Below are 21,349 nucleotides of genomic sequence, written 5' to 3'. Positions count from 1 at the left end.
TAAGTAAAGGATATACTGTGGCTACCAAAGCTGAACTTGGGACTATATCTCTTCCTGATAACTATACGATTATATGGGATACGCTTGGTGAGAGCGGGTTCATTTCCGGGATGGGATATGGAGTCGGGATTGAGTTTGATACTGCAGTCGCATTAAAGGCTTACATTTACACTAACGGATGGTTATCACCAAGCAACTCAACTGTATAAAAACACAGCCGATTAACGTATTATTAAGACGTCAGTCAACAGCTAGGTTTTTATTATGAGAGTTCTTTGCCCAGAGTGCGGCTGCAAGGCCCGGATACAGAAATCGAACCGACTCACTAATTCAGTGACCGATCTCTATTGTTCTTGTAGTGACCCAGAATGTGGTCACTCTTTTGTTATGAATCTTTCTTACAGCCATACACTAAGTCCATCGGCTAAAACAACCAGTCAACTGGCTCTTAGCTTGGTGAAAGCATTGCCGCCCGAACAGCGGCAAGAGCTTAGACAACAACTTTCGATGTTATAGGCGAAACGCTGAATTATCGACTTCATCTGCTGCTTCAATAATGGATTGAATCTGCTTGATAGTGTCCTTATCAATTAGATGTGGATATTTAAGCATGAGACAATCCAGAATTTCTTTTCCCGCGGTCCCTCGTTCGTTCCCCACAGTGCTTAGTGATACTCCATCGATTACGACGTCTAACATCGTTTTAAACATTTTCTTTTCGTCATACATATCTAAGCCCTTACCTACTTTACTTGGAAATAATACTGTATATCCATACAGCATTCTATCGTTATTGTTTGATAGGTATGGTTTTTCGAGATGCTGATCATCGTTAATGTGTGCGTTCATTGAGTTCTCCACTTTGTTTCGATTTGTTTAATCTTTCGAGCTGAAGCATAACAACGACCGTTTTGAACCGTCTTGGTCTGATTACATTTTCTGGAATTGGGAAAATTCTCTAATCTAATCACATTTCACGAGGTGAAATATTTCGGTTTATGTTAGGGCGCAGTTGTGCTTAAAAATCAATTTGAGTGGAGGGTTGGGGAAGGAGGGTGTATTTATAATTGCGGTTTACAGATTGGCTGTCAATAGACGTATATGACAGGTATTTAGTTGATAAAACACGCTTAAATTTTTAAACAGTGTTTAAACGGCTCTTAAACACTGTTTAAATTTGTGGCTGTAATCAATTGTCATTCGTGGTTCTATAAAAACAAGGAGTTACCGATTAATGCCTAATTTTTCATATTAATTTGTTTAAAAGAGACATCTATCACATTATTTGTCACGCTGCTACCTGTTCTAACCTAGCACTAATATTCGCTTCGACTAACGCCTGGGCAACAGGGGGACAAACCGCATTACCACATCTAGCGACTTGACTTGCTTTAGACAATTTCTTCCCCTCACTGTTATATGCAATTTTATAGTTTTCAGGAAAACCTTGTGCTGCAAACAATTCATGTGGCTCGAGCATACGCATACCGATATCGACGATTTGATACTCTTCACCCTTCACTGTGACTAAACCAAATCGGTCTTTCGTAGTAACCGTACCAATCGGACCATCCACCGCTTCGCCATAACTTGTTCCGTAGTACTTGAGTAGAAATGCTCTTACCTCTCCGATATGAAAACCACCTGCAGATATGGTATGCACTGGCTCATTGGTACCATGACCTATATTGGTACCTCGCATCTTTACCATATGACTAGTAAAAAGAGCATCGTCTTGGGTTAAACGTTCATACTCTTCTATTGAGCCACCATGCTCACCAGTTTTATCAATCCATTCTTCGTAAGTCGGTATTTGTTGGGTTTTAACCATATGGCTTGTCACGACCGCTTGGGTGTTTGCTGTACCTGGTCGTTTTTGCTCACCACCAGATGTTATGGTATGAACAGGGCTATCTAATTCGTATCCAATACTACCCGCTCGGAACTTCGTCATGAAAGCTGTGACCAAAGCAAAATGACCACCTTTAACTTGAGCACATATAGTTCGTAAGGGTTCGTTTGCTGGCATGTTTCTTTGACTCGATGCGTTAGCGCATTCGGTTACAAATGGAGTGACGCAATTTTCAGGAACAATAAAAGGGGCATCTGAGGAAAGCACAAATTTGTCTAACCCTTTGGCTATTCGCTCCATTGTCTTTTCCGCTAATGGGCGTTTGCGGTTAAAAATAGACTTTACAGGGATAGACCAATCAATAATATCTGCAGCAGAAGCATAAGGTTTTAAACCACTTCCATCGGGACCATGAGTTTTAGCCGGCCACTCAATTGGCTTACCGTCATTTCGGGCAACCATAAAGAAGCGTTTTCTTATAGTCGGAGCACCATAATCACAGGCTGATAGTGTTTTGAATTCAACCTTATATCCAAGCCCGTTAATCAACTTTTCATAAGGAAAGCTATTACCAAGAGCTTCAATAATTTCAGGCCATGCAGGATGATTTTCTTCTAATCCCGTAGTTAAGCATTTAACAAAAGCGTCGAATGTTTCACCTGCCTTTTCAGGGTCTGGTCTGTATTTACCTGGTTCTATTTCAATAATCGGTCCCCATTTCATAAACTCTTCGACATTTTCAAGCATAAACACACGAACCGGGACTTCTGCAGCCCACCGAACAGCCACCCACGCTAAACCACGAATATTTTTATCTACAGGTCGATTACCTTTAGCCTTTGAAAAATGTTTACAGTCCGGACTAAACCAGGCCAAACCGACAGGACGACCGGCACACGCTTCTTTCGGGTCAACATCCCAGACAGATTCACAATAGTGTTTTGTTTCTGGGTGATTCAACTTATGCATATCAATCGCAGCAGGATCATGATTTATTGCAATATCAACATGGCGGTTTAGTCCTAATTCCATTCCGGTACTGGCCCCACCGCCACCTGCAAAGTTATCTACAACGATTTCACCTGGTAGTATCATTCTTCTTCATCCTCATCACCTAAATCACAAAAGCAATCGAAGCAAAGTGTTTTTCCTTCTGGTGTTCCATCATCTACTTTGTTTCGGTCATAGTGATGCTTTATGACTTCACCACATTCATCACATTTGTCGGTTAATTCTTCAAAGCAGTCATCACACACCATTAGGTTGCGCTCGACTGTTTCTTGTAAGTCGCTTAAATCGTGTAATTCGCCACAGTTCTGGCAAGGTGTTGGCATATCCATTGCTACACTCCTTAAATATCTCGATACATTTCTAACCAATCACGGATAACCCCTTTACTCGGTGCATAGCCGTAATGAGATGTGTAAGCAATAATCATTTTTAGAACGAATTCTTTCTGAGACATAATTACTTCCTCACTTGATATCTTTGATTGAACCAAACCAATGAAACACTCCTTGATTGAATGGTCGATACCAACCAGATTGCTTCAATTGCCCATGACTCCATTCAGCAACCCGATTGCCATAATTTGATTCAATACAGTCACAAATCATTTGTTTTACTCGTTTGTTTTTCATTGATTAAATTTCTCCTAAATTAACGGCCAGTCGTCCCGTTCTGCGAAGAACGACAGGTCTGGTTGTTGATGTTCATCTTTTGGTTTTTGTTCAAATAGCTTGTCCCATCCTTGGAAATGAACCCACGAATCATCTTCAATATGACGTTTCACCTCGACAAGCTGGGCAGGTCGGACGGTTTTACCCTGTGCATCGACCTCCGCTGGGCGGATTTGGAGACTGGTTTCATCATCAAGGCGTAAACTGCTGCCTTTTAAGAGGGCGGAAACGGCTGAATTATCGACAACCTGATCATTAGATGATCCTTTTAGGCGATCAGGTTGCAGTAAACGGGTTAACTGAGTGTTGACCTGTTCTTTCGCAGGCTCCGTACAGTTATTGACAGAACTCCGAGAAGCCGCTGCGCGGCTAATTGCGGTCGCTGCGCTCCCTTGGGTGATCGCTTCAGCTTCCTCGCTAACTTCATCTTTCTTCTTAATCGTCCAGACTTTCATACGAGTTTTAACGACAGACTCTGGAGTTTGAAACCCTTCGATTTTACGAACAGCTTCGCCGTGTGGTGATGCAAAAGGAAGTTCTTCATAAACATTGGTAATCATTAAATCGGCACGTTTAACAAATGGTCCCCCCTGCCCCATGATGTATCCCTGCCAATTACCTTTGTCCGCAGCTCTTAGAGTTTCGGTTATGGTTGCGTTTTCATCTTTAGAGCGGGCTTCATAACTATCGCCAATAACCTGTCGTAATTCTTCATTCGAAATCAGCCTGCTAGGTTTAATTGGGCCAACTAAATCACGCTGCAGCATTGAATAGATAGTGAGTAGGTCAACACGTTCCTGCATAAAGAGATATTGCATAAACGCGTTTTTATTCTGATTGGCAAAACGACGTAGTTCTCTATATGTCGTAACCGGCGCACCACCAAAGAACTGAAATTGGCGGATATTCCAACGACTTTTCCAGGCACTGACGTTCTTCGCCATGTCTTTTACTGGTTTGCCTGTTTCGTCAGATACTGAATCATCCATGGCATAACCATCGATGTTTTTTGAAATGTATTTCGCGATGTAGCCGGTCGCCGTACCTTTTTCAGGGTCTATGTACCCAAAGTCACAACGAGGCTTGTAATTTATTGGCCCTTGAATGGTTTGTTTTCTGGCGGCTCGTTTTTCATTTCGGTCAAAACTTGGATACAGTTCGTTTTTGTCTTCTGCGACGGCATAAGAAATAAAGATTTTGCGAACATCGGCTACTTCTTCAGGACGAACCCAAATTAATAGATGCCAGTGCGGTGTGCCGTCATGATGCGGTTCGGCAACACGGACACCAAACCAACGGATTTCTTCACGACCTAGTTTTGCCCGGATACGCTGCCAGATATTATTCAGATAAGATTGCGCATCTCTTGGACTGGTACCTTCCCAGTGCTCAATGAAACCACCCTTTTTATAACTGTTGTGATATTTGGATGGTGTGGTCAGAGTAAGAAAAAGACCTTGCAGGCCCAGCTCATTGCCGATGTCTTCGCAGCCACGGCAACGAACCATTAATTCATGACGACGAATAGCAGGATTAGCCACACTTCCTTTGACCATATCCCACATATCAACTTCTTCACCTGTTTCTTCGTCGATCAGTTGATGCTGTTTGATGTAGTTGTAATTGGCTTTTTGCTGCTCCTGATGTTCACGAACACAGTCCCATGATGCGTAAGGTGAAGCCTTGCTTGATACCTGACCCATAGCAATAGCCAAATGTTCACGCATGATTTTGCGGATTTTGTTTAACCGGCCATACCACCATTTCTGATCTAACATTCTTGAAATATCGCTCAATGCAGTTAAATCAGTTTGTTTTTTCCTTTTACGAGGTGGTTTGATACCGAATTGAGTCACGAACTCGGCCAGTTCGTCATAACCCATGACTTCTGGAATATCGTCTTCTGTTAGTTCTTGTCTTGCCACTTTCTGAGCGATTAGAGGGAATTTCGCCTGAACAATCTGACTAATCTTGAATGCCATCTCTTTTATTTCTGATGGTTCGAGCTCTGCCAGTAATCGGCTTTTTACTGGTTTACGGTTCTTTTCTGCCTGTTCAAAATCAAACTTGATTTGACCTGGCTGAGTAAAGTCACTTTGCTCAATATCGTCATATGCTTCACTGAGCAAAGCCACCTTTTGAGTGGTTGGTAGGTGTTTATATTTACGTAGGACCATCAGCGCACGTTCAGCAGATGGACCAAGGCGATCACGTAAAAAGATATTAGCTGTTTTACGGCCTTTCTTTTCATACGTTGAAATGTAGCGAATGACAAAGTATTTCGTCAGATAGTCGGGAAGACCTTTTATTCTTTCTTGTACCCACTTGAAATCAGATGGATTCGCGTCGAATACTTTGCGTTCAAATACAGTCAGGTCTTCCGGTTCAACAATATCTTCATATCGTCTGTAACCAAAACAAGCATCACTAAGTGAAACTGGCTTTTGTGGGAATACATGCAAACCTCCCCAACTTTGACAAGCCAGAGAAGCTGCATGTTTTTCTTCAGGATTAAACCCGTATTTGTCGAGGTCTAAATCGTAGAGGTCAATTTCAGGTGGTTCAGTTTGATTAAACATTACAGCAACGTTCTTGCATGATTAAGGAATAAATCGATACTCGATTTCGTTATTTCCTTCTTCTTGAATGTCTTGGAAACGCCATAACCGTTACCAAAGTTTTCCGTCTTAACGAATGTTAGGCAAACCTCAGTCCTCCATGGCTTGCTGACTCTAAGTTCACCATCTAATAATTGTTTTGGCTGGCCATCAAAAGCGATACCGCACTCAGGGCAAACCATATAACTAGGTTGAAGCACACTTGGACAATGTGGGCAGATTATTGATTTCATATCGCATCCAGCTCCTGAGTTGTCACCAACATAAAACCACCCTTGCCTCGACCTTTACTAATAAGCCCTCTTTTGATTGGATGCATAACAACACAATCCAAGTCACGACAAGCCTGATTAACGGCATCCAACAGCGAGTCAAAATCGCCAACTAATACATTGGCAACCTCTTGAGTGTCGTCATGACGAACAACGCCACCGTTAGGGCAAATCATTACTGCTGCGTATTGCATTATTCTGCCTCCAAAGTTGGGTAACCATGTAGTGGCGAACAGTCACGCCACCACATTTGCATGGTTGCGTGCTGACTTGCGCTTTTGGTACAAGCAGAGATATAGAAAAGTGCACGAATGGCGCCGATAGACTGGTGATGCATAGCGGTATCATTTGACTGGTTAAATACGACAACCCAGAACACCCACCATGCGGTGATGAAATCTTCAAGACACAGTCCTTGTTCCCGGCCGTTCACGTTAATTAACATGGCACGAGTTGAATCAAGTTCTAAAAGAACGTCTTGACTGGTTTCGACTTCATTAAAAACACGAACAAACTGTTCAATTTTGCGTGTAGTAAAACCCTCGGCACGTAGGCCATATTCGAGGTCTTTGCGAAATACAGAGATGATGCTCATGCTTAGCTCCTACGCTGAAACGAAAAAAAAGCCCCCCCGAAAGAGGCAAAGGCTAGGATTAAAATTAATAGGTACTACTGAATTGGTAATGCTTGAGACGACGAACGTCACCCAGTCGATTATCGAATCCGACAACCATGTCTTTGAGGTACTGCATTCCGACGCGAATTTTCTGCAGTTCCAAATCATCGAATGATTCAAACTTACGTTGGTAATCTCTTGGAGGTAACCCGCCAGCGATTAACACTAAACCACGACTTTTGTCTGGCAGTTCATTAAATACGGTCTTCAACTGCTTGCGAGTAGATGCACCGTTAAATAGAGATTTACATGCTGCAATACTATCGTCGGCTGATGGTGCAACCGTGTTTTCAGATTGTTTCTGTCTTGCTAACTGACTCATTTCAACGTTCTCCTATGACAGTCCAGGAAGAGGCATTCCATTCACTAGAAAATCGGTTCCCATGCTGAGCAATGGGGACATACCAGTCGTTCTATTTTCTAAATCGGAAATCATGAGCGCGAGATTGCCGAGTGCGGCCTGCGCTTTGGCGAGTGTTTTGCGTTTCTTACTTCTGGGTAAACGCTCTGTGCTGCACATGCTCATTGCATCACTAGAAAGCTCACCCGATAACGCGTTGTTCATCAGTGTGCGTTCTATGAAGTTTTTGGCATCGCTCTCTTTTGGAATTGCAACTGTTACCACTCCCATATCAGCAAACAGTGTGTTGAGAATGGTGAAGTCACCGGACTCTTTTGATAGCAATGCCAAATCAACTGGGTCCATTTTGTGTGGCTGTGCGGGATTGAGCTTATTGCGGAGCATGGTTCCACTCATTCCAATGCGTTTCGCAATTCCTTCCATATTGTGATTGAGCGCGAAATCGCAACAAACAGATTCATATGCTCGCTGTTTGACGTCACGTAATTCGCACATAGCTATCTGACCGTCCATATTCGACAATCCTTATAACAAAGGTGGAATGCAAATGACTGCCCAGGCGACTAAGTGAAGCCATAGCGGGCAGTGTGTTTGAGTTGGGATTAAGGAGATATTCATGGATTACCCCAGAACAGATAACGCTTCACGGGCGGCAATTTCGTGCATAGCGACCATGTTGATTAATGGTTTATCTCGGGTTCGTTCTTTAGGTTTGATGATAATTTTACCTTCCGTGATATAGAAACGGATGGTTGATAACGCAAGTCCTGACAGACGTGAATACTCTTCACAAGTCACGTATGGGCTTCTGGGTGGTACCGAATAACTTAGCATCGTGGTATCCTCTTGTTTATATTCGTCTTGGTTGGTTTTCGCTAGCTTTGGTTGGCGCGATTACCTGAACACAACAAGATTATTGATCCCATTTGACATACTTGCAATAACTTATTTGAGTTTTTTGTAACTTGTTAGGGATTTTTAACGCTTAGAGTCTTATTTATCCATGAATAGAGATAAAAAAATAATGCCATTCGAGTACCAAAAGGGGAAAGAATTTACTGAAAACCTCAAAAGAGTTCTTAACTGTAGAAATCTTGAAGAGTTGGGGGCGATTTTAGACGTTCCAAAATCTACATTTGCCACTTGGAATGCTCATGACAGAACGTCACATGAGATTATGGTTCGACTTCATTTGGCTTTGGGCATTCCCATTGAAGAACTGGCATTAAAGCCAGAAGACAGAAAAATAGAACAACCCCATCAAATACAAGAATGCGCACCTATTTTTCACTCAAAATATGCAGCTGCTTATTCATTAGCTACAGAAGGCAACGAAAATCAAAAGCAAACAGTTTTACTAACCAGTAAATGTCTGACTAACGGGCGGCTGATTGACACTGGCGTCGTTCCTTATGCTGTTAGACGGATGAATAGTTTTGGGTTAGAAGCTGAACTGGTTGAAGAAATTGAAACTAACGAGGCTATCTACCTCGTAGATAGAAGCATAACAAATGCTGTTTCAGGAAAGTTTCTGATCGATATCGATGGCAACTTGTCCATAAACCATATTCAGCGTTTACCTGGCAAAAAGCTTGCTGTGGTAATTGGTGATTCAACTGTTGAAATTTCAGATGATGATATTCAAGTGATTGGCCGCGTGGCGGTTACTTTGAAGAAAGATTGACTTTTATAATTTGGCTAGGAGTTTTTATATGGAAATAGTTTTTATTCTTTTGTGCTTTGCCGTGTTTGGTATTTACATGGCAATTAAAACATCAAAGCAAAAAAACTCCTCTTCTACTTCAGACTTTACAGTCTCAATGACTACTTCATTATCGTCCTCAATCTCAGATGATATTGACAATATAGACCAAGACTACGAAGAAATATCACCTATTCCATATGATGATAGGGAAAAACTAACAATCAATAACGAACGTTATTATGTAGTTTGGAAAGGTACATCTCCTGAATCAACGTTCTCAGTCAATCGAAAAGAAAAAATCACCATGACACCAAACCATGTTTTAGTAAAAGACATGGCTATTTTTGTGGCTGATATTAACGAAGATAATACCAAAATAATCCCAACACTTAGCATTTCAAGTCAGATTCAGGTTAAAGGACATAATCGCCGTTCATTTTGGGAATGGATGAGAATCATCAATCCTAATTTTCCTTGGAGCTTTCATCGAGCCTATCCGGAATATGAAACATGCGAACGAGATTACTCAGTAATGTGGGAAGGTCAATTAGCTCCTACAACTTTTTCGCGAATTGAATATGGTGGTGAACGTAAAAGAGAAACTGTAAAGCCCATTGGTTTATACAAAGGTAAACTTACTGGTGTCCAAAAACTAAAATTTCTCGATTCTAAAGATAAAGAGATCACTTTCAACACTAAGTACATTGATACGATGCTAGCCACTGAAGGACATAAGAAAAAACACTTTGATGATTGGGTTAATAGTGTGCTTTTGTCGCAACCTAAAGCTGACGAAGTTATAGAAAATATTAATAATTAAAAAAATGCTAGGGTATGAAAGATGTCTAAAGAAAAAAAAATATATAAATGTAAATCTTGTAAAGAAACTGTAGAGAAAAATGCCAAGACCTGTCCACACTGTGGGGTAAAGAACCCGACAATTACAACTGCTCAAGGATGTTTTAGTTTTATTATTCTTAGTCTGATTATTGGGTTTGGATTTTATGCCTGCTCTGATAACCAAAGTACTAATAATACGAAAACACAGTCACAAATGACCCAATTGTCTGATTTCGACAAATCTATTGATAATTTATTACATAGCGACGCCCCCCAGCCTGCAACCGTTTTTTATACAGACGATATTAGCTTTGCATCGCGCTCGCGCCTCCAAGCAAAAATATACACCACAACAGCAACTACTAACGATCAATTACTTGCTACAGCGGCAAGTGCAGCTAGACAGTTACAACAAAAAAACCGTGTTCAGTTTGTATCAGTCATTGTCTTTACTTCAGAAACTGACCATGAACAGCCTTTAACACTTGATTATGCCCCAGACAGAAAAGGGACTAGCGGCGAAAAAGATACTGGTAGTCAGTATGAAGTTACTTGGTATCAGAAATTAGATAAATAGTTTTATGTCAGTTCGTAATCTCAAAGACAACAGTAAAAAACCTTGGCTTTGTGAATGTTATCCATCTGGTCGATCTGGTAAACGAGTTCGTAAACGCTTCGCCACTAAAGGCGAAGCGGCTGCTTATGAAAAATTCATCATGCGCGAGGTCAATGATAAGCCGTGGATGGGAGACAAGCCCGATCACCGCAGAATGAGCGAGCTGCTAGAAGTTTGGTGGAATACTCATGGTCATACCCTTGCTTCAGGAAAAAAGATGTATGGCAAGATTTCCCAAATTATAGGTGATTTAGGTGACCCTATTGCCTCTACATTTTCAGCTAGACAATATCTTGATTTCAGAGCTCACAGATTAAATCAATTAAGAAAATCTGACACATTAGAACTTTCCCCCGCAACTCAAAACAATCAACTGGCTTTGTTAGGTGGTTTATTTAATCGACTGATAAAGTATAAGCAATGGAACTTTCCTAACCCTCTTGCTGAAATTGAACCGATCAGAACACAACAAAGAGAGTTAGCCTATCTTCACGAAGAAGACATTCCCGTTTTTCTGGAGGAACTTGGAAGTATAGTTGCTCGTTCTGTATCAATTTCCCAGATCGTCTTAATTGCAAAGATTTGTTTAGCAACCGGGTCAAGAATAGAAGAGGCTTTGACATTAAAATGTTCTCAAGTTTCCAAATACAAACTGACATTTTCTAACACAAAAGGTAAGCGTGTTCGTTCCGTTCCTATTTCTGAATCTCTTTACAATGAAATACTTGATAATGCAGTCAGCGGCCATGACGTGTTTAGTACCAATTATGGTTCTGCTCATCGTCACATAAAGCGTTCTTTACCTCCTTATGTTCCAGACGGACAGGCCACTCACATTTTGCGGCATACCTTTGCCACTCATTTCATGATCAATGGCGGCGACATTCTTATATTGCAGCGTATTTTAGGTCATCAAAAAATAGAACAAACCATGGTTTATGCCCACTTTTCACCAGACCATTTAATTCAGGCTGTCTACCTAAACCCATTAGAAAACCGCGCAAAAGAATGGCGACAAAATGGCGACACTCATTATTAACCACTGTTAATTATTATTATAAACGTACTTTTAAGGCTGATTTTCAACCAAACATTTTGGTATTTTTTTGTAGAAAACCAATTATCATCCACGTTAAAAAGCCAATAAATACAATAATTTAGTTAACTTCTCTGATTGGATAGTATTGGGTTTTATATAAATAGGATATTAATAGAAAAGAAAAAGCCCCTTTTCCTTTGAGAGAACCGGGGCTATTGTGGTAGCCATAGCCATGTGGAGATCAAGAGAAATGTTCACATTCTGGCGTACCTGGGCGCATGATTAAGGTATGGATATGAGCAGGGTAAAACTTGAGAGAGCCCAACTCCAACCTTTTATCACACTTTGCCAAAGTGACTTCATACTAAATCCACGTCTGTATTCAGTAATGAAGTACCTTTTACTACTGCAATAATTGCATTGCAGCGTTTGGCAACTGTTTAGCTTGAGCAAGTATTGAGGTACCTGCCTGCTGTAATATTTGTGCTTTTGTCATTTCAGTCGTTTCTTTCGCAAAGTCGGTATCTTTAATACGACTTTTCGACGCTTCAACGTTTTCCTGAATATTAGCTAAGTTATTAATACTATGACTTAAACGGTTCTGTTTCGCACCAAGATCTGCTCGCTGAGAATCCACATATTTCAGCGCAGCATCCAAGATACCTACGGCATTTTGCGAACCACCGACAGAGGTAATATCAATGTCTTGTACTGTCGATTTCATTCCAGGGCCACCGTTTAATCCCAACTCTGAAGCTAGCCCACCTGATATGGATAGATTACCCTGTATATTCGGCTGAGCAACGAACAACTGCAACTTACCATCATCATCAACAGACGCCTTAATATCATCATTTTGACCGTTAATATAAGTCGCAACCTCTTCGATATCGTCACCAGGCTTAGCCAATATATCGATGGTTTTCTGCTCACCAGCACCATTGGTATATTCAAACTTCAGATCACTGGCGTTTGGTGGTACTCCCCAATCTTTATTCTTACCTTGCTCTGAGACAAACGTCTGACCACCCATCCGGAAATCATCCGCTCTCATATTGGTAAGGCCCATAATAATGGCTTCACCAGAGCTAGCACCGATTTGGAAAGAGGCCTCGCCAAATGTTCCGTTTAGCAGTTTCCGTCCACCAAAAGACGTGGTTTCCGCTATACGGTTTAACTCATCCTGAAGCGCTGTCGATTCTTCATTCAGTGCCTTTCTCTCAGAGATCGAGTTGGTACCGTTCGCTGATTGTAAAGCCAAATCACGCATACGTTGTAGAATACTGGTCGATTCGTTCATTGCACCTTCTGCTGTCTGTGCAATCGAGATACCATCATTCGCGTTACGCATTGCTACATCTAGACCGCGAGACTGAGAGTTCAAACGGTTAGAAATTTGTAGGCCTGCCGCATCATCTTTCGCACTGTTAATGCGATTACCAGATGATAGTCTTTCCATCGAAGTATTTAACTCGTTGGATGCCTTGTTTAAGTAACGCTGTGCGGTCATCGCCGAAACGTTAGTATTTACTGTAATGGTCATATCCTGCTCTCCTATTGAGTTCGCAAGCTTTTGCGAAGCGGTCAGCTTTACTCTCATTGGGAAGCACTGACCGTAAATAACTTGCCACACCTGCAGCGCTGTTGTGCGGACCTTCCGCCCAGCAGCCTTGTTTTAAATAATGCATCTAGTGTGCCAACTTTTTATTTTATTTTTAAATCATTAAAATTCAAAAACTTAAGATAAAAACCAACTTTAAAAATCGACTATTAAATTGCCTTAGCAAAATTTAAAATTGATAGCTGGTTATTTTTTTGCCGCTAAATTGCCGCATTGCCTCCGAATATTTACATCATCACACTGTTTCAACATCTCCTTTCGCACTTAAGGCGGTTGCTCTTAAGGCAATGAAAGTTAGATGTAATTGAATAGAGTTAAGTCTTTGGTTTTACCAAAGGCTTGTTGCGATGCCTGTAAAGCTCGGGTGTTTTCATTAAAATCGATTACGGCTTCCGCATAATCGAGATCTTCAAAATTACTCTTAGATTTTGCCAGACTAATTTTAAAATCCTGGTGCTGCTCTTCCTGAATATCTAACGTACTTAATTTTGCACCTAAATCCGTTCTCACTTTGCCTAAGTGAGTAAATGCGGCATTCAGTTCTGCTGTATATTGATGGAGTTTGCCGGTATTAGACGCATCAGAAACAGAGCCTTTTGCCGCTTCAATCGCACCACGAAACGAATCAAAGACATTGAACGTATCGCGACGCGTTAATTCGATTGAATCCCCTTTGGATATCTGGCCTTTCAAGTGAATGTTCAGACCTTCGTATTTAATGCCAGTTTTGGGATCAAATTCGCCGGTTTGAACAACACTACCATCTTGCTCTAACTGATAGCCAAAGCTGTTGTCACCCATATCAACAAACGTAACTTTATAAGAGGAATCATCATCGGGATCCGTGTTCGTTGCTTTTTCAAGCAGCAGTTCAGAACCTTCGGTCAACGTGTAATCTGGCTCATAATTACCAAATGGATTATCAATGTTCATAAAAACACTGCTACCAGGATTATTAAATGGCATCTCTAAGCTGTTCGAAATGCGCATTTTACGTTGATAATCATCGCCGGAATACGTTACGGTTCCGTCCTTGTCACGGAAGAATGGTTGAGTTCTTGGTTTAGTCCCGGCAAAGATGTAGTTGCCAGATTCATCCTGAACGTTCGCAAGATTGAGTAAGTTATCACTCATCTCCTCTAGCTCTCGTTGACGAGCCAAGCGGTCATCATCAGATAACGAGCCATTGATCATTTCCATTACGGTACGCTTAGCACCATCGGTAAAATCTTCTGCGTTGGATACAATCACTTCTTGATGTTCTAAACGGTTTCTAACCAGTACAATGGCATCAAGATATTGCTTGAGTTGCTCTTCCTGCTGATCGACGTTCTGGATATAGTGAGTGGCCAGAGGATTATCCGCTGGCTGCAATAATTTCTTACCCGATGCTAATTGAGCCTGATTGTGGTGTACTTTGGCTTCCTGGCGGCGGATATCATTTTGTACAGCCTGATAGTTATGGAAGCTAGCAATACGATTAAACATTTACTCTCTCCCCTATCTCAATTGCAAAATGGTGTTGAAGGTATCATTGGCCGCCTGCATGATGCGAGACGATGCCATGTACGCTTGTTGGAATTTCATCATATTGGCCGCTTCTTCATCTAAGTTCACCCCAGATACAGAAGCAATACGCTCTTCAGCAGACTCTTTCTCTAAACGAGCAACATCGGTCAAACGAGATGCCGTAGACATTCTAAGACCCACATTGGTATTCAAATCCTGATATAAATCGATCAATGTCGATTCATTGTCATTGACGCTTTTAGCCGTTTGCAGATCCTGCATTTTACGCAAGTTGCCGTTGTCCCCTTCGGAAGGAACAAGGTTGGCGGTAAACTTGTCTCTGGCTAGAGCCCCCGTTGTGAGTTCAAAACTGGTTCCCATGACAGTGACCGGACCAGAAGGTGGATAAGCCTGATCTTTTAATACCACATTGCCATTCTTATCTTTAACGCTAAAAGTATCACCTGTCGCAGAGACATCGACTTCAAACTCTTTCAGATCGCCAGCAGCTAGAATGTTAAATTCAGCGGTACCCAGTGCAAACGTAGTAGAGGCCTCATAGCTCTGAGCGGCAATCTTTGTCGGATCATTAATCATGGTATGTATCTGCCGTGCCGCATTTCGAGTAGGACGAATCAGAACACGTTCTCCTTCCTCCGGCGCGTTGTTAATCTCGATACGAATACCATCAATACTGATTTCTCCACCAGATGGCGATAGAACCGTCTGCTCACCGTTAGGTTGTGTCACGATGTAGTCACTACCATCGTAAAGCATCGAATACTCGCCCGCTTTCAATTGAGATACATCATCGATATAAGCTGCCATATCGGCCTCAGAGGTACTGGATGTTACGACTCGGGATTTAGCAATTTGCTCTGAATTCACATCAGTAAACAGTTCCTGACCGATATCTCCACGCATGTCTAACCCCTGTCCCTGAAGCTCATTCACTTCATGAGAAAAAGCGGTCGTCATACGGCCAACTTCATCCAGCAAATGCGGTATTTGCTCGTCACGCATATCGAATAATGCGCCAAGTTTTCCATCGATATCTTTATGCGTAATAGGCTTAATACCCTTACCCTCAACCATCGCGAGGCGCAGTTGATGAGTATCGGGGTCACCCGCCACTAGTTTGAGTTGGCTTGCTTCGGTTCCAGATACCAGTGTATGCCCATTACCGATATGGATATTAAAGCCTTCCGCATTTTTACGGGGTGTTACCGTTACTTTGGTGTATTCCGCTAATTCTTTTACTAGCTTCTCATGCTTATCCATCAAATCATTATGTGGACCTGGCGTTCTCATCATGAGGCGTTGTAAGTCACGTAACTCGATAGCCAATTGGTTGATGCGTTTCACACCGACTTCAAGACCTTTATTGGTGACTTCGTATTGACGACGAACCGTTTCATGAAAATCATTCAAGTTCTGCGCAATTAAGTTGGCCTTTTCTAGTACCACTTTACGAGCACCAACGTCGTTGGGCGTGTCTGCTAACGTCTTAACGGCATCGAACCATTCATTTAAGTTTTCTGGAATTTTTTTCGAAGCGACTGAAGAAAGGAGTCCTGACAACATGTTCAGGTTTTCTTCGGTATCACGCTTTTTCGAATAATCAGTTGTGGCAAGATTTAGTTCTTTAACGGCAAACTGATCCCATGAACGGCGAACATTTTCCACATGGACCCCCATGCCGTATGTTTGGCCGCCATATTGTCTGGGCATGTTTGTACCCTGAATAACAGACTGACGACTGTAACCCTCGGTATTAACATTCGAAATGTTATGACCGGTGGTATTCAGTTGCCGTTGTGCTGTTAAAACACTCTGGGTACCTACACCTAATAAATCAGACGACATAAGACCTCGTTAAATCTTTGCCAAAATGAAAGAGATAACTAGTAAAAGCAATTTGTATGCCATTTCTTGGAAAGATAAAGAAAGCGCCAGCAAAGCTGGCGCAAAAGGGACAGTACAGGGACGAAATAAGTTAAAGAGATGGATTCATCTGTTCAATTTGATTTTTAACACGTAACACTTTATCTGCGTAATCAGGGTCAGTTGCGTAACCCGCATCGTGGATACCACGAATGAAGTCATTGCTGTCTTTACTGTTATGTAACGCATTTGCATAACGAGGATTCGAATTAAGGAAGCGAACATAATCGTTAAAGCTATCTTGGAAGTTGTTATAAGCTCTGAATGACGCCTGCTCAAGAACTGGAGTCGCACCTTCATATTCAAGCGTCTGTGTCGCCACTTTATTTCCAGCCCAACTCTTATCGGCCTTGATATTAAATAGGTTATTACTGCTACCAAGAGAATTCTTAATAACATTATCTCCCCAACCCGTTTCAAGAGCCGCTTGTGCGAGTAGCAATGAAGGATCAACACCTAGAGCTTTTGCTGCCCTATCTGCATAAGGTTTTAACTTATTAACAAAATCTTGAGGACCATTGAAGCTGGCATCGGATGATTGTCGAATTGCCGAGCTTGCTTCAGCTGGAATCATATTCGACGGATTTGCAGCTGCTTCTTTAGCCTGACGAATTCGCGCAAGCGCTTTTTGTAAACCATCATCGCCTGTCACACTAGCAGAGTCGGTACCTTGAATACCTGCAGACAACTGTTTCACAATCATATCTGCAAGACCAAGACTACCCGATTTACTTAATTCACTGGCCCGTTGCTCATCCAACATTTTTCGATAAAAATCTTCAGTCTGACTATCAAACAGATCAGATTTAAATTCACTGTTGGCATCTCTCATCGACTTAAACAGCATATTAGTAAAAATGGATTCAAACTGTTTCGCTGCAGATTCTAAAGCATGTTTCTCACTGCTTTTATCACCATTAACAGCAGCCTGACGCAGACGGTCCAACTGACTTAGGTCCTGAGTAAAACCTATATCATTTACACTATCAGCCATGTTTACTCCTTAGATAATGATCAGTTGGCCTTCGATTGCGCCAGCTTGTTTCAGCGCCTGAAGGATTGCCATTAAGTCTGATGGTGCCGCTCCGACTTCATTTACAGCCCGAACGAGATCATCAAGTGTCACGCCAGGTTGAAAATTAAACATTTTGCCTTTTTTCTCTGTCACATCAATATCAGAGTCAGGAACAATGGCGGTATCACCATTAGCAAGCGCATTAGGTTGGCTTACATTTAAGTTTTCTTTTATGGCAACAGTCATGCCACCATGAGTTACAGCCGCAGGTTTTAACTTCACATGTTGACCAACTACGATGGTACCGGTACGTGAGTTAACAATAATTTTTGCTGCGCCTTCTGCCGTATTGAATTCAAGATTCTCAATAGCCGACAAGAATGCCACTCGCTGACTCGCATCTCTCGGTGCACGTACTTTTACTGAAGTCGCATCAACTGGTGATGCCATGCCTGGACCAAGGAAATTATTAACGGCGTCGGCCATACGCTGAGCAGTAGTGAAGTCTGAATCAAGAAGATTGAAGGTAATATAATCTCCGCGACTAAATGGGGTTGGAACTTCACGTTCAACAATCGCGCCACTAGATATCATACCGACTGCTGGGTTGTTTCCAACAATACTAGAACCATCGGCTCCATCAGCGCTGAAACCACTAACGACCAAGTTTCCTTGGGCAACGGCGTAGACATTACCATCAAGTCCTTTGAGCATCGTTTGCATCAAAGTACCGCCACGTAAACTTTTCGCCGTACCAATTGACGAAACCGTTACATCAATGGTTTGTCCTTGCTTGGTAAACGCAGGTAATTTAGCCGTCACAATAACAGCGGCAACGTTTTTTGTTTTTGGACTCGTGCCTTCCGGCAATTGAATGCCGAAGTTTTGTAACATGGCATTGAAGCTCTGATCGGTAAATGGTGTGGATTCACCAGTACCCGGAAGTCCAGTTACCAAACCGTAGCCTACGAGTTGGTTACTACGAACGCCGGCAATTTGCGCAACATCTTTAATTCTCGCTGCGTCAGCATGCCAAGAAACCAGCACAACGCTTAATAAGCTGATAACCCAATTTTTCATGTAACCTACTCCGACACTCTATCTAACGGTATTATCCAGACGGAATAACTTGGCAATAAGCCCTGTCAAAACTCCGTCTAGCAACATTCACTATAGAGCGACATTAAAAAATCGTGCCAAGAATCCTGGCTCTTGCATATCTTGATTCGTTCCTGTGCCTGAGTACTGAATTCGGGCATTCGCAATTCGATTAGAAGCTATTGTATTATCGTAACTTATGTCCTGAGGACGAATGGTTCCACTGAGACGAACATATTCATCACCCGTATTTAAAGTGAGCCATTTTTCCCCACGGATGACCAGATTGCCATTCGCTAATACGTCAATAACCTGAACAGTGATTGTTCCAGAGATGCTGTTACTCTGATTTGCCGCTGAACTGCCGGAAAATTTATTCCCATTCTTGAGCGCATAGGACAAATTGTAATCACCTAATTTCATTTCCTGACCGCCAAGTTCCAAAGGATCCATCGAAGCATCGTTATTTTTCGATAAATCGGCATCAGCACTTTTTGCCGCCTTCGTGTTTTCATCTAAAGATACGGTAATAATGTCACCAATCCCGCGAGGTTTAGAATCATCGTATAAGCTGTTATTACTCGTGGTATTAAACAACGAACCCGTTTCTGCAGCGTATGGTTCTCTTTCTTTACGAGGATTGACTGGAGCCCACGCAGGGTCATCAGCAACAGGATCTGTCCTCGTACGAAGATTATCGAGAAGACCACCACTATCATTGTTATCAGCGGCTTTGTCTCCCTCAACAGCGTCAACTAAAGAGGCGCCGGAATCAGTGACTTGCTCATCGCTAGTATCTGGAAGCAATTCACAACCGGATAGAAGCAATAAAGTTAATAGGCAAACAGTAATACGAACCATGACTAACCTCTTTCTAGCAAATTACAACTGCTGATTCACATAGCTCATCATTTTATCGACGGCCGAAATCACTTTTGAGTTCATTTCATACACACGCTGAGCTTCAATTAGGTTGACCAGCTCTTCTGTCACATTCACGTTGGAGCTTTCCAGCATAGACTGACGAATTTCACCTAGGCCATCCAATCCAGGGACACCTTCTTGTGGATCACCACTTGCTCCTGTAGGAAGATACAAGTTCTGACCGACAGGCTCTAAACCACCTGGGTTGATAAAATCAACAGTGGTAATCTGACCGAGTACCTGATTATTTTGTTGACCACGAATACGCGCCGATACTTCACCATCAGTACCAATAGTGATAGAGATAGCGTTTTCTGGAACCACAATCTCAGGCTGCAATGGATAACCCGATCCAGATGTCACGATTGTGCCTTCAGAGTTCAGGGTAAATTGACCATTACGTGAATAACCAATATTTCCATCAGGCATCAATACTTGGAAAAAACCATCCCCTTCAATCATCATGTCGAGACTGTTTGATGTGGTTTGAACGTTTCCGTGGGTATGAACCTTCTGAGTTGCCACCACTTTAGAACCCGCCCCCAACATCAAGCCACTTGGTAGTTCAGTATTCTGTGAAGACTGACCACCAGGTTGGTTAATGTTTTGATAGAACAGATCCTCAAATACCGCTCTGCTCTTTTTGAAACCGACTGTTGATGCGTTCGCCAAGTTATTCGAAATGGTGGCGATATTTGTTTGCTGAGCATCAAGCCCTGTTTTACTCACCCATAATGCAGGCTGCATAATCGTCTCCTAAACCTGAATTAACTTGTACGAAGCAAGCTGTCAGATGTCTTATCCATCTCTTCAGCTGTGCTCATCATTTTCACCTGCATTTCAAACTGTCTTTGCAGGTCAATTAAACTGGTCATCTCACCGACCGCATTCACGTTACTTCCTTCCAATGCGCCAGTAAGCACTTTCACACCAGCATCGGCAACGAATTGCTGATTGGGGTCTTTTGAGCGAAACAGACCATTACTATCTTTGTATAACGAACGGTTATCAGGTTTTACTAGCTTAATACGACCAGCAATTTCCATCGCATCAGCAGGAGCGCCTTGAGGCAAAACAGAAATGGTCCCATCGTTACCAATTTCAATTTTACTAAGTGGAATCGGTAGGTTAATTGGCGCATCGTTGTCCCCTAGGACTAAATGACCACTACCGTTATATACCATGCCATTTTGATCAATTTTCAAGTTGCCGCTGCGAGTCAACCCTTCTTGTCCAGTCGCGTCTAATACAGAGATCCAGCCATCACCTTCGATAGTGACATCCATATTTCGACCCGTGGTTATCACACTTCCCTGAGCGAAATTATTTCCTGGGCGCTCACTCATGCTAAATACACGAGTTGGCAATCCTTCCCCGTAAGCCTGCATTGATCTCGCCTGTTCTAAATCAGCTCGAAATCCTGTAGTACTCACGTTGGCCAGATTGTTCGCTCGAAGTTGCATCGCTTGCATGTTTTGCTTTGCACCGCTCATTGCGAGGAATAATGCACGATCCATTTTCCGCTCCTAATTCGTTATACAAACTAGATATAGCAATCTATATGCCAAGTTTTTAATTGT

25 protein-coding genes are annotated in these 21,349 nt (G+C 42.1%); 6 read left to right on the top strand and 19 right to left on the bottom strand.

Going from position 1 to position 21,349, the window contains the following annotated elements; genetic code table 11:
- The first annotated feature begins 17 nt into the window (after positions 1-17).
- Positions 18-209 carry a hypothetical protein gene (locus tag EES38_RS05260; protein ID WP_124936140.1) on the top strand — a complete coding sequence of 64 codons (192 nt, stop codon included), beginning with the start codon at positions 18-20 and terminating at the stop codon, positions 207-209.
- A 55-nt stretch (positions 210-264) separates the two neighbouring features.
- Positions 265-516, top strand: a complete 252-nt coding sequence (locus tag EES38_RS05255) for an Ogr/Delta-like zinc finger protein (protein ID WP_124936139.1) — start codon at positions 265-267, stop codon at positions 514-516.
- On the opposite strand, the gene EES38_RS05250 is transcribed toward EES38_RS05255, so the two are convergent.
- From EES38_RS05250 to EES38_RS05205, 11 genes are all read right to left on the bottom strand, one after another.
- Positions 511-849: a hypothetical protein gene (locus tag EES38_RS05250; RefSeq protein WP_243694152.1), complete on the bottom strand. Its 339-nt coding sequence runs from the start codon at positions 847-849 to the stop codon at positions 511-513. The two genes, EES38_RS05255 and EES38_RS05250, sit on opposite strands and share 6 nt — an antisense overlap.
- A gap of 439 nt (positions 850-1,288) precedes the next feature.
- Positions 1,289-2,947, bottom strand: a complete 1,659-nt coding sequence (locus EES38_RS05245; protein ID WP_124936138.1) for a DNA cytosine methyltransferase — start codon at positions 2,945-2,947, stop codon at positions 1,289-1,291.
- A complete protein-coding gene (locus tag EES38_RS05240; protein WP_124936137.1) occupies positions 2,944-3,192 on the bottom strand; it encodes a hypothetical protein in 249 nt (82 codons plus the stop codon). The genes EES38_RS05245 and EES38_RS05240 overlap by 4 nt, the downstream gene beginning before the upstream one ends.
- A 135-nt stretch (positions 3,193-3,327) precedes the next feature.
- Positions 3,328-3,492: a hypothetical protein gene (locus tag EES38_RS22115; RefSeq protein ID WP_166434211.1), complete on the bottom strand. Its 165-nt coding sequence runs from the start codon at positions 3,490-3,492 to the stop codon at positions 3,328-3,330.
- Between the two features lie 14 nt (positions 3,493-3,506).
- Positions 3,507-6,110 carry a replication endonuclease gene (locus EES38_RS05235; RefSeq protein ID WP_124936136.1) on the bottom strand — a complete coding sequence of 868 codons (2,604 nt, stop codon included), beginning with the start codon at positions 6,108-6,110 and terminating at the stop codon, positions 3,507-3,509.
- Positions 6,110-6,382, bottom strand: a complete 273-nt coding sequence (locus tag EES38_RS05230) for a hypothetical protein (RefSeq protein WP_124936135.1) — start codon at positions 6,380-6,382, stop codon at positions 6,110-6,112. Before EES38_RS05230 ends, EES38_RS05235 begins: the two co-directional genes overlap by 1 nt.
- Positions 6,379-6,615 carry a hypothetical protein gene (locus tag EES38_RS05225; protein WP_124936134.1) on the bottom strand — a complete coding sequence of 79 codons (237 nt, stop codon included), beginning with the start codon at positions 6,613-6,615 and terminating at the stop codon, positions 6,379-6,381. Before EES38_RS05225 ends, EES38_RS05230 begins: the two co-directional genes overlap by 4 nt.
- Positions 6,615-7,016 (bottom strand): hypothetical protein, encoded by a 402-nt coding sequence (locus EES38_RS05220; protein WP_124936133.1) that lies wholly within the window; start codon positions 7,014-7,016, stop codon positions 6,615-6,617. Before EES38_RS05220 ends, EES38_RS05225 begins: the two co-directional genes overlap by 1 nt.
- Positions 7,017-7,080: 64 nt before the next feature.
- On the bottom strand, positions 7,081-7,419 hold the full coding sequence (locus EES38_RS05215) for a hypothetical protein (protein ID WP_124936132.1): 339 nt from the start codon (positions 7,417-7,419) through the stop codon (positions 7,081-7,083).
- Between the two features lie 12 nt (positions 7,420-7,431).
- Positions 7,432-7,971, bottom strand: coding sequence for a phage regulatory CII family protein (locus tag EES38_RS05210; protein WP_124936131.1), 540 nt, complete (start codon positions 7,969-7,971; stop codon positions 7,432-7,434).
- Between the two features lie 108 nt (positions 7,972-8,079).
- On the bottom strand, positions 8,080-8,292 hold the full coding sequence (locus tag EES38_RS05205; RefSeq protein WP_124936130.1) for a hypothetical protein: 213 nt from the start codon (positions 8,290-8,292) through the stop codon (positions 8,080-8,082).
- Between the two features lie 169 nt (positions 8,293-8,461).
- Between EES38_RS05205 and EES38_RS05200 the strand changes: the two genes are divergently transcribed.
- Genes EES38_RS05200 through EES38_RS05185 form a run of 4 tightly spaced genes read left to right on the top strand, consistent with a single transcriptional unit; the run spans position 8,462 to position 11,658 of the window.
- On the top strand, positions 8,462-9,142 hold the full coding sequence (locus tag EES38_RS05200; protein WP_124936129.1) for a phage repressor protein CI: 681 nt from the start codon (positions 8,462-8,464) through the stop codon (positions 9,140-9,142).
- Between the two features lie 28 nt (positions 9,143-9,170).
- Entirely contained in the window at positions 9,171-9,983 is an 813-nt protein-coding gene (locus tag EES38_RS05195) for a hypothetical protein (RefSeq protein ID WP_124936128.1), read from the top strand.
- 21 nt (positions 9,984-10,004) lie between these two features.
- Positions 10,005-10,580, top strand: coding sequence for a TFIIB-type zinc ribbon-containing protein (locus EES38_RS05190; RefSeq protein ID WP_124936127.1), 576 nt, complete (start codon positions 10,005-10,007; stop codon positions 10,578-10,580).
- Positions 10,581-10,584: 4 nt separating this feature from the next.
- A complete protein-coding gene (locus tag EES38_RS05185) occupies positions 10,585-11,658 on the top strand; it encodes a phage integrase (protein WP_124936126.1) in 1,074 nt (357 codons plus the stop codon).
- A 403-nt stretch (positions 11,659-12,061) separates the two neighbouring features.
- On the opposite strand, the gene EES38_RS05180 is transcribed toward EES38_RS05185, so the two are convergent.
- The 8 genes from EES38_RS05180 to EES38_RS05145 all read right to left on the bottom strand — a co-directional run bounded on the left by EES38_RS05180 (position 12,062) and on the right by EES38_RS05145 (position 21,286).
- Positions 12,062-13,201 carry a flagellin gene (locus EES38_RS05180; protein WP_124936125.1) on the bottom strand — a complete coding sequence of 380 codons (1,140 nt, stop codon included), beginning with the start codon at positions 13,199-13,201 and terminating at the stop codon, positions 12,062-12,064.
- A gap of 372 nt (positions 13,202-13,573) precedes the next feature.
- The gene (gene flgL / locus EES38_RS05175; protein WP_124936124.1) at positions 13,574-14,767 is read right to left on the bottom strand and encodes a flagellar hook-associated protein FlgL; all 1,194 of its coding nucleotides are present in this window, start codon (positions 14,765-14,767) and stop codon (positions 13,574-13,576) included.
- 12 nt (positions 14,768-14,779) lie between these two features.
- The gene (gene flgK, locus EES38_RS05170) at positions 14,780-16,654 is read right to left on the bottom strand and encodes a flagellar hook-associated protein FlgK (RefSeq protein ID WP_124936123.1); all 1,875 of its coding nucleotides are present in this window, start codon (positions 16,652-16,654) and stop codon (positions 14,780-14,782) included.
- Between the two features lie 130 nt (positions 16,655-16,784).
- Positions 16,785-17,726 carry a flagellar assembly peptidoglycan hydrolase FlgJ gene (flgJ, locus tag EES38_RS05165; RefSeq protein ID WP_124936122.1) on the bottom strand — a complete coding sequence of 314 codons (942 nt, stop codon included), beginning with the start codon at positions 17,724-17,726 and terminating at the stop codon, positions 16,785-16,787.
- 9 nt (positions 17,727-17,735) lie between these two features.
- Complete coding sequence (locus EES38_RS05160; protein WP_124936121.1) at positions 17,736-18,827, bottom strand: flagellar basal body P-ring protein FlgI; 1,092 nt, start codon at positions 18,825-18,827, stop codon at positions 17,736-17,738.
- Between the two features lie 90 nt (positions 18,828-18,917).
- Positions 18,918-19,706, bottom strand: coding sequence for a flagellar basal body L-ring protein FlgH (gene flgH / locus EES38_RS05155; protein WP_124936120.1), 789 nt, complete (start codon positions 19,704-19,706; stop codon positions 18,918-18,920).
- A 21-nt stretch (positions 19,707-19,727) separates the two neighbouring features.
- A complete protein-coding gene (gene flgG, locus EES38_RS05150; RefSeq protein WP_124936119.1) occupies positions 19,728-20,516 on the bottom strand; it encodes a flagellar basal-body rod protein FlgG in 789 nt (262 codons plus the stop codon).
- A 20-nt stretch (positions 20,517-20,536) separates the two neighbouring features.
- The gene (locus EES38_RS05145) at positions 20,537-21,286 is read right to left on the bottom strand and encodes a flagellar basal body rod protein FlgF (RefSeq protein ID WP_124936118.1); all 750 of its coding nucleotides are present in this window, start codon (positions 21,284-21,286) and stop codon (positions 20,537-20,539) included.
- Between the last annotated feature and the right edge of the window lie 63 nt (positions 21,287-21,349).

The organism is Vibrio viridaestus, assembly GCF_003856525.1.
Taxonomy (GTDB): domain Bacteria; phylum Pseudomonadota; class Gammaproteobacteria; order Enterobacterales; family Vibrionaceae; genus Vibrio; species Vibrio viridaestus.
This window is presented reverse-complemented; position numbering and strand designations above follow the sequence as displayed.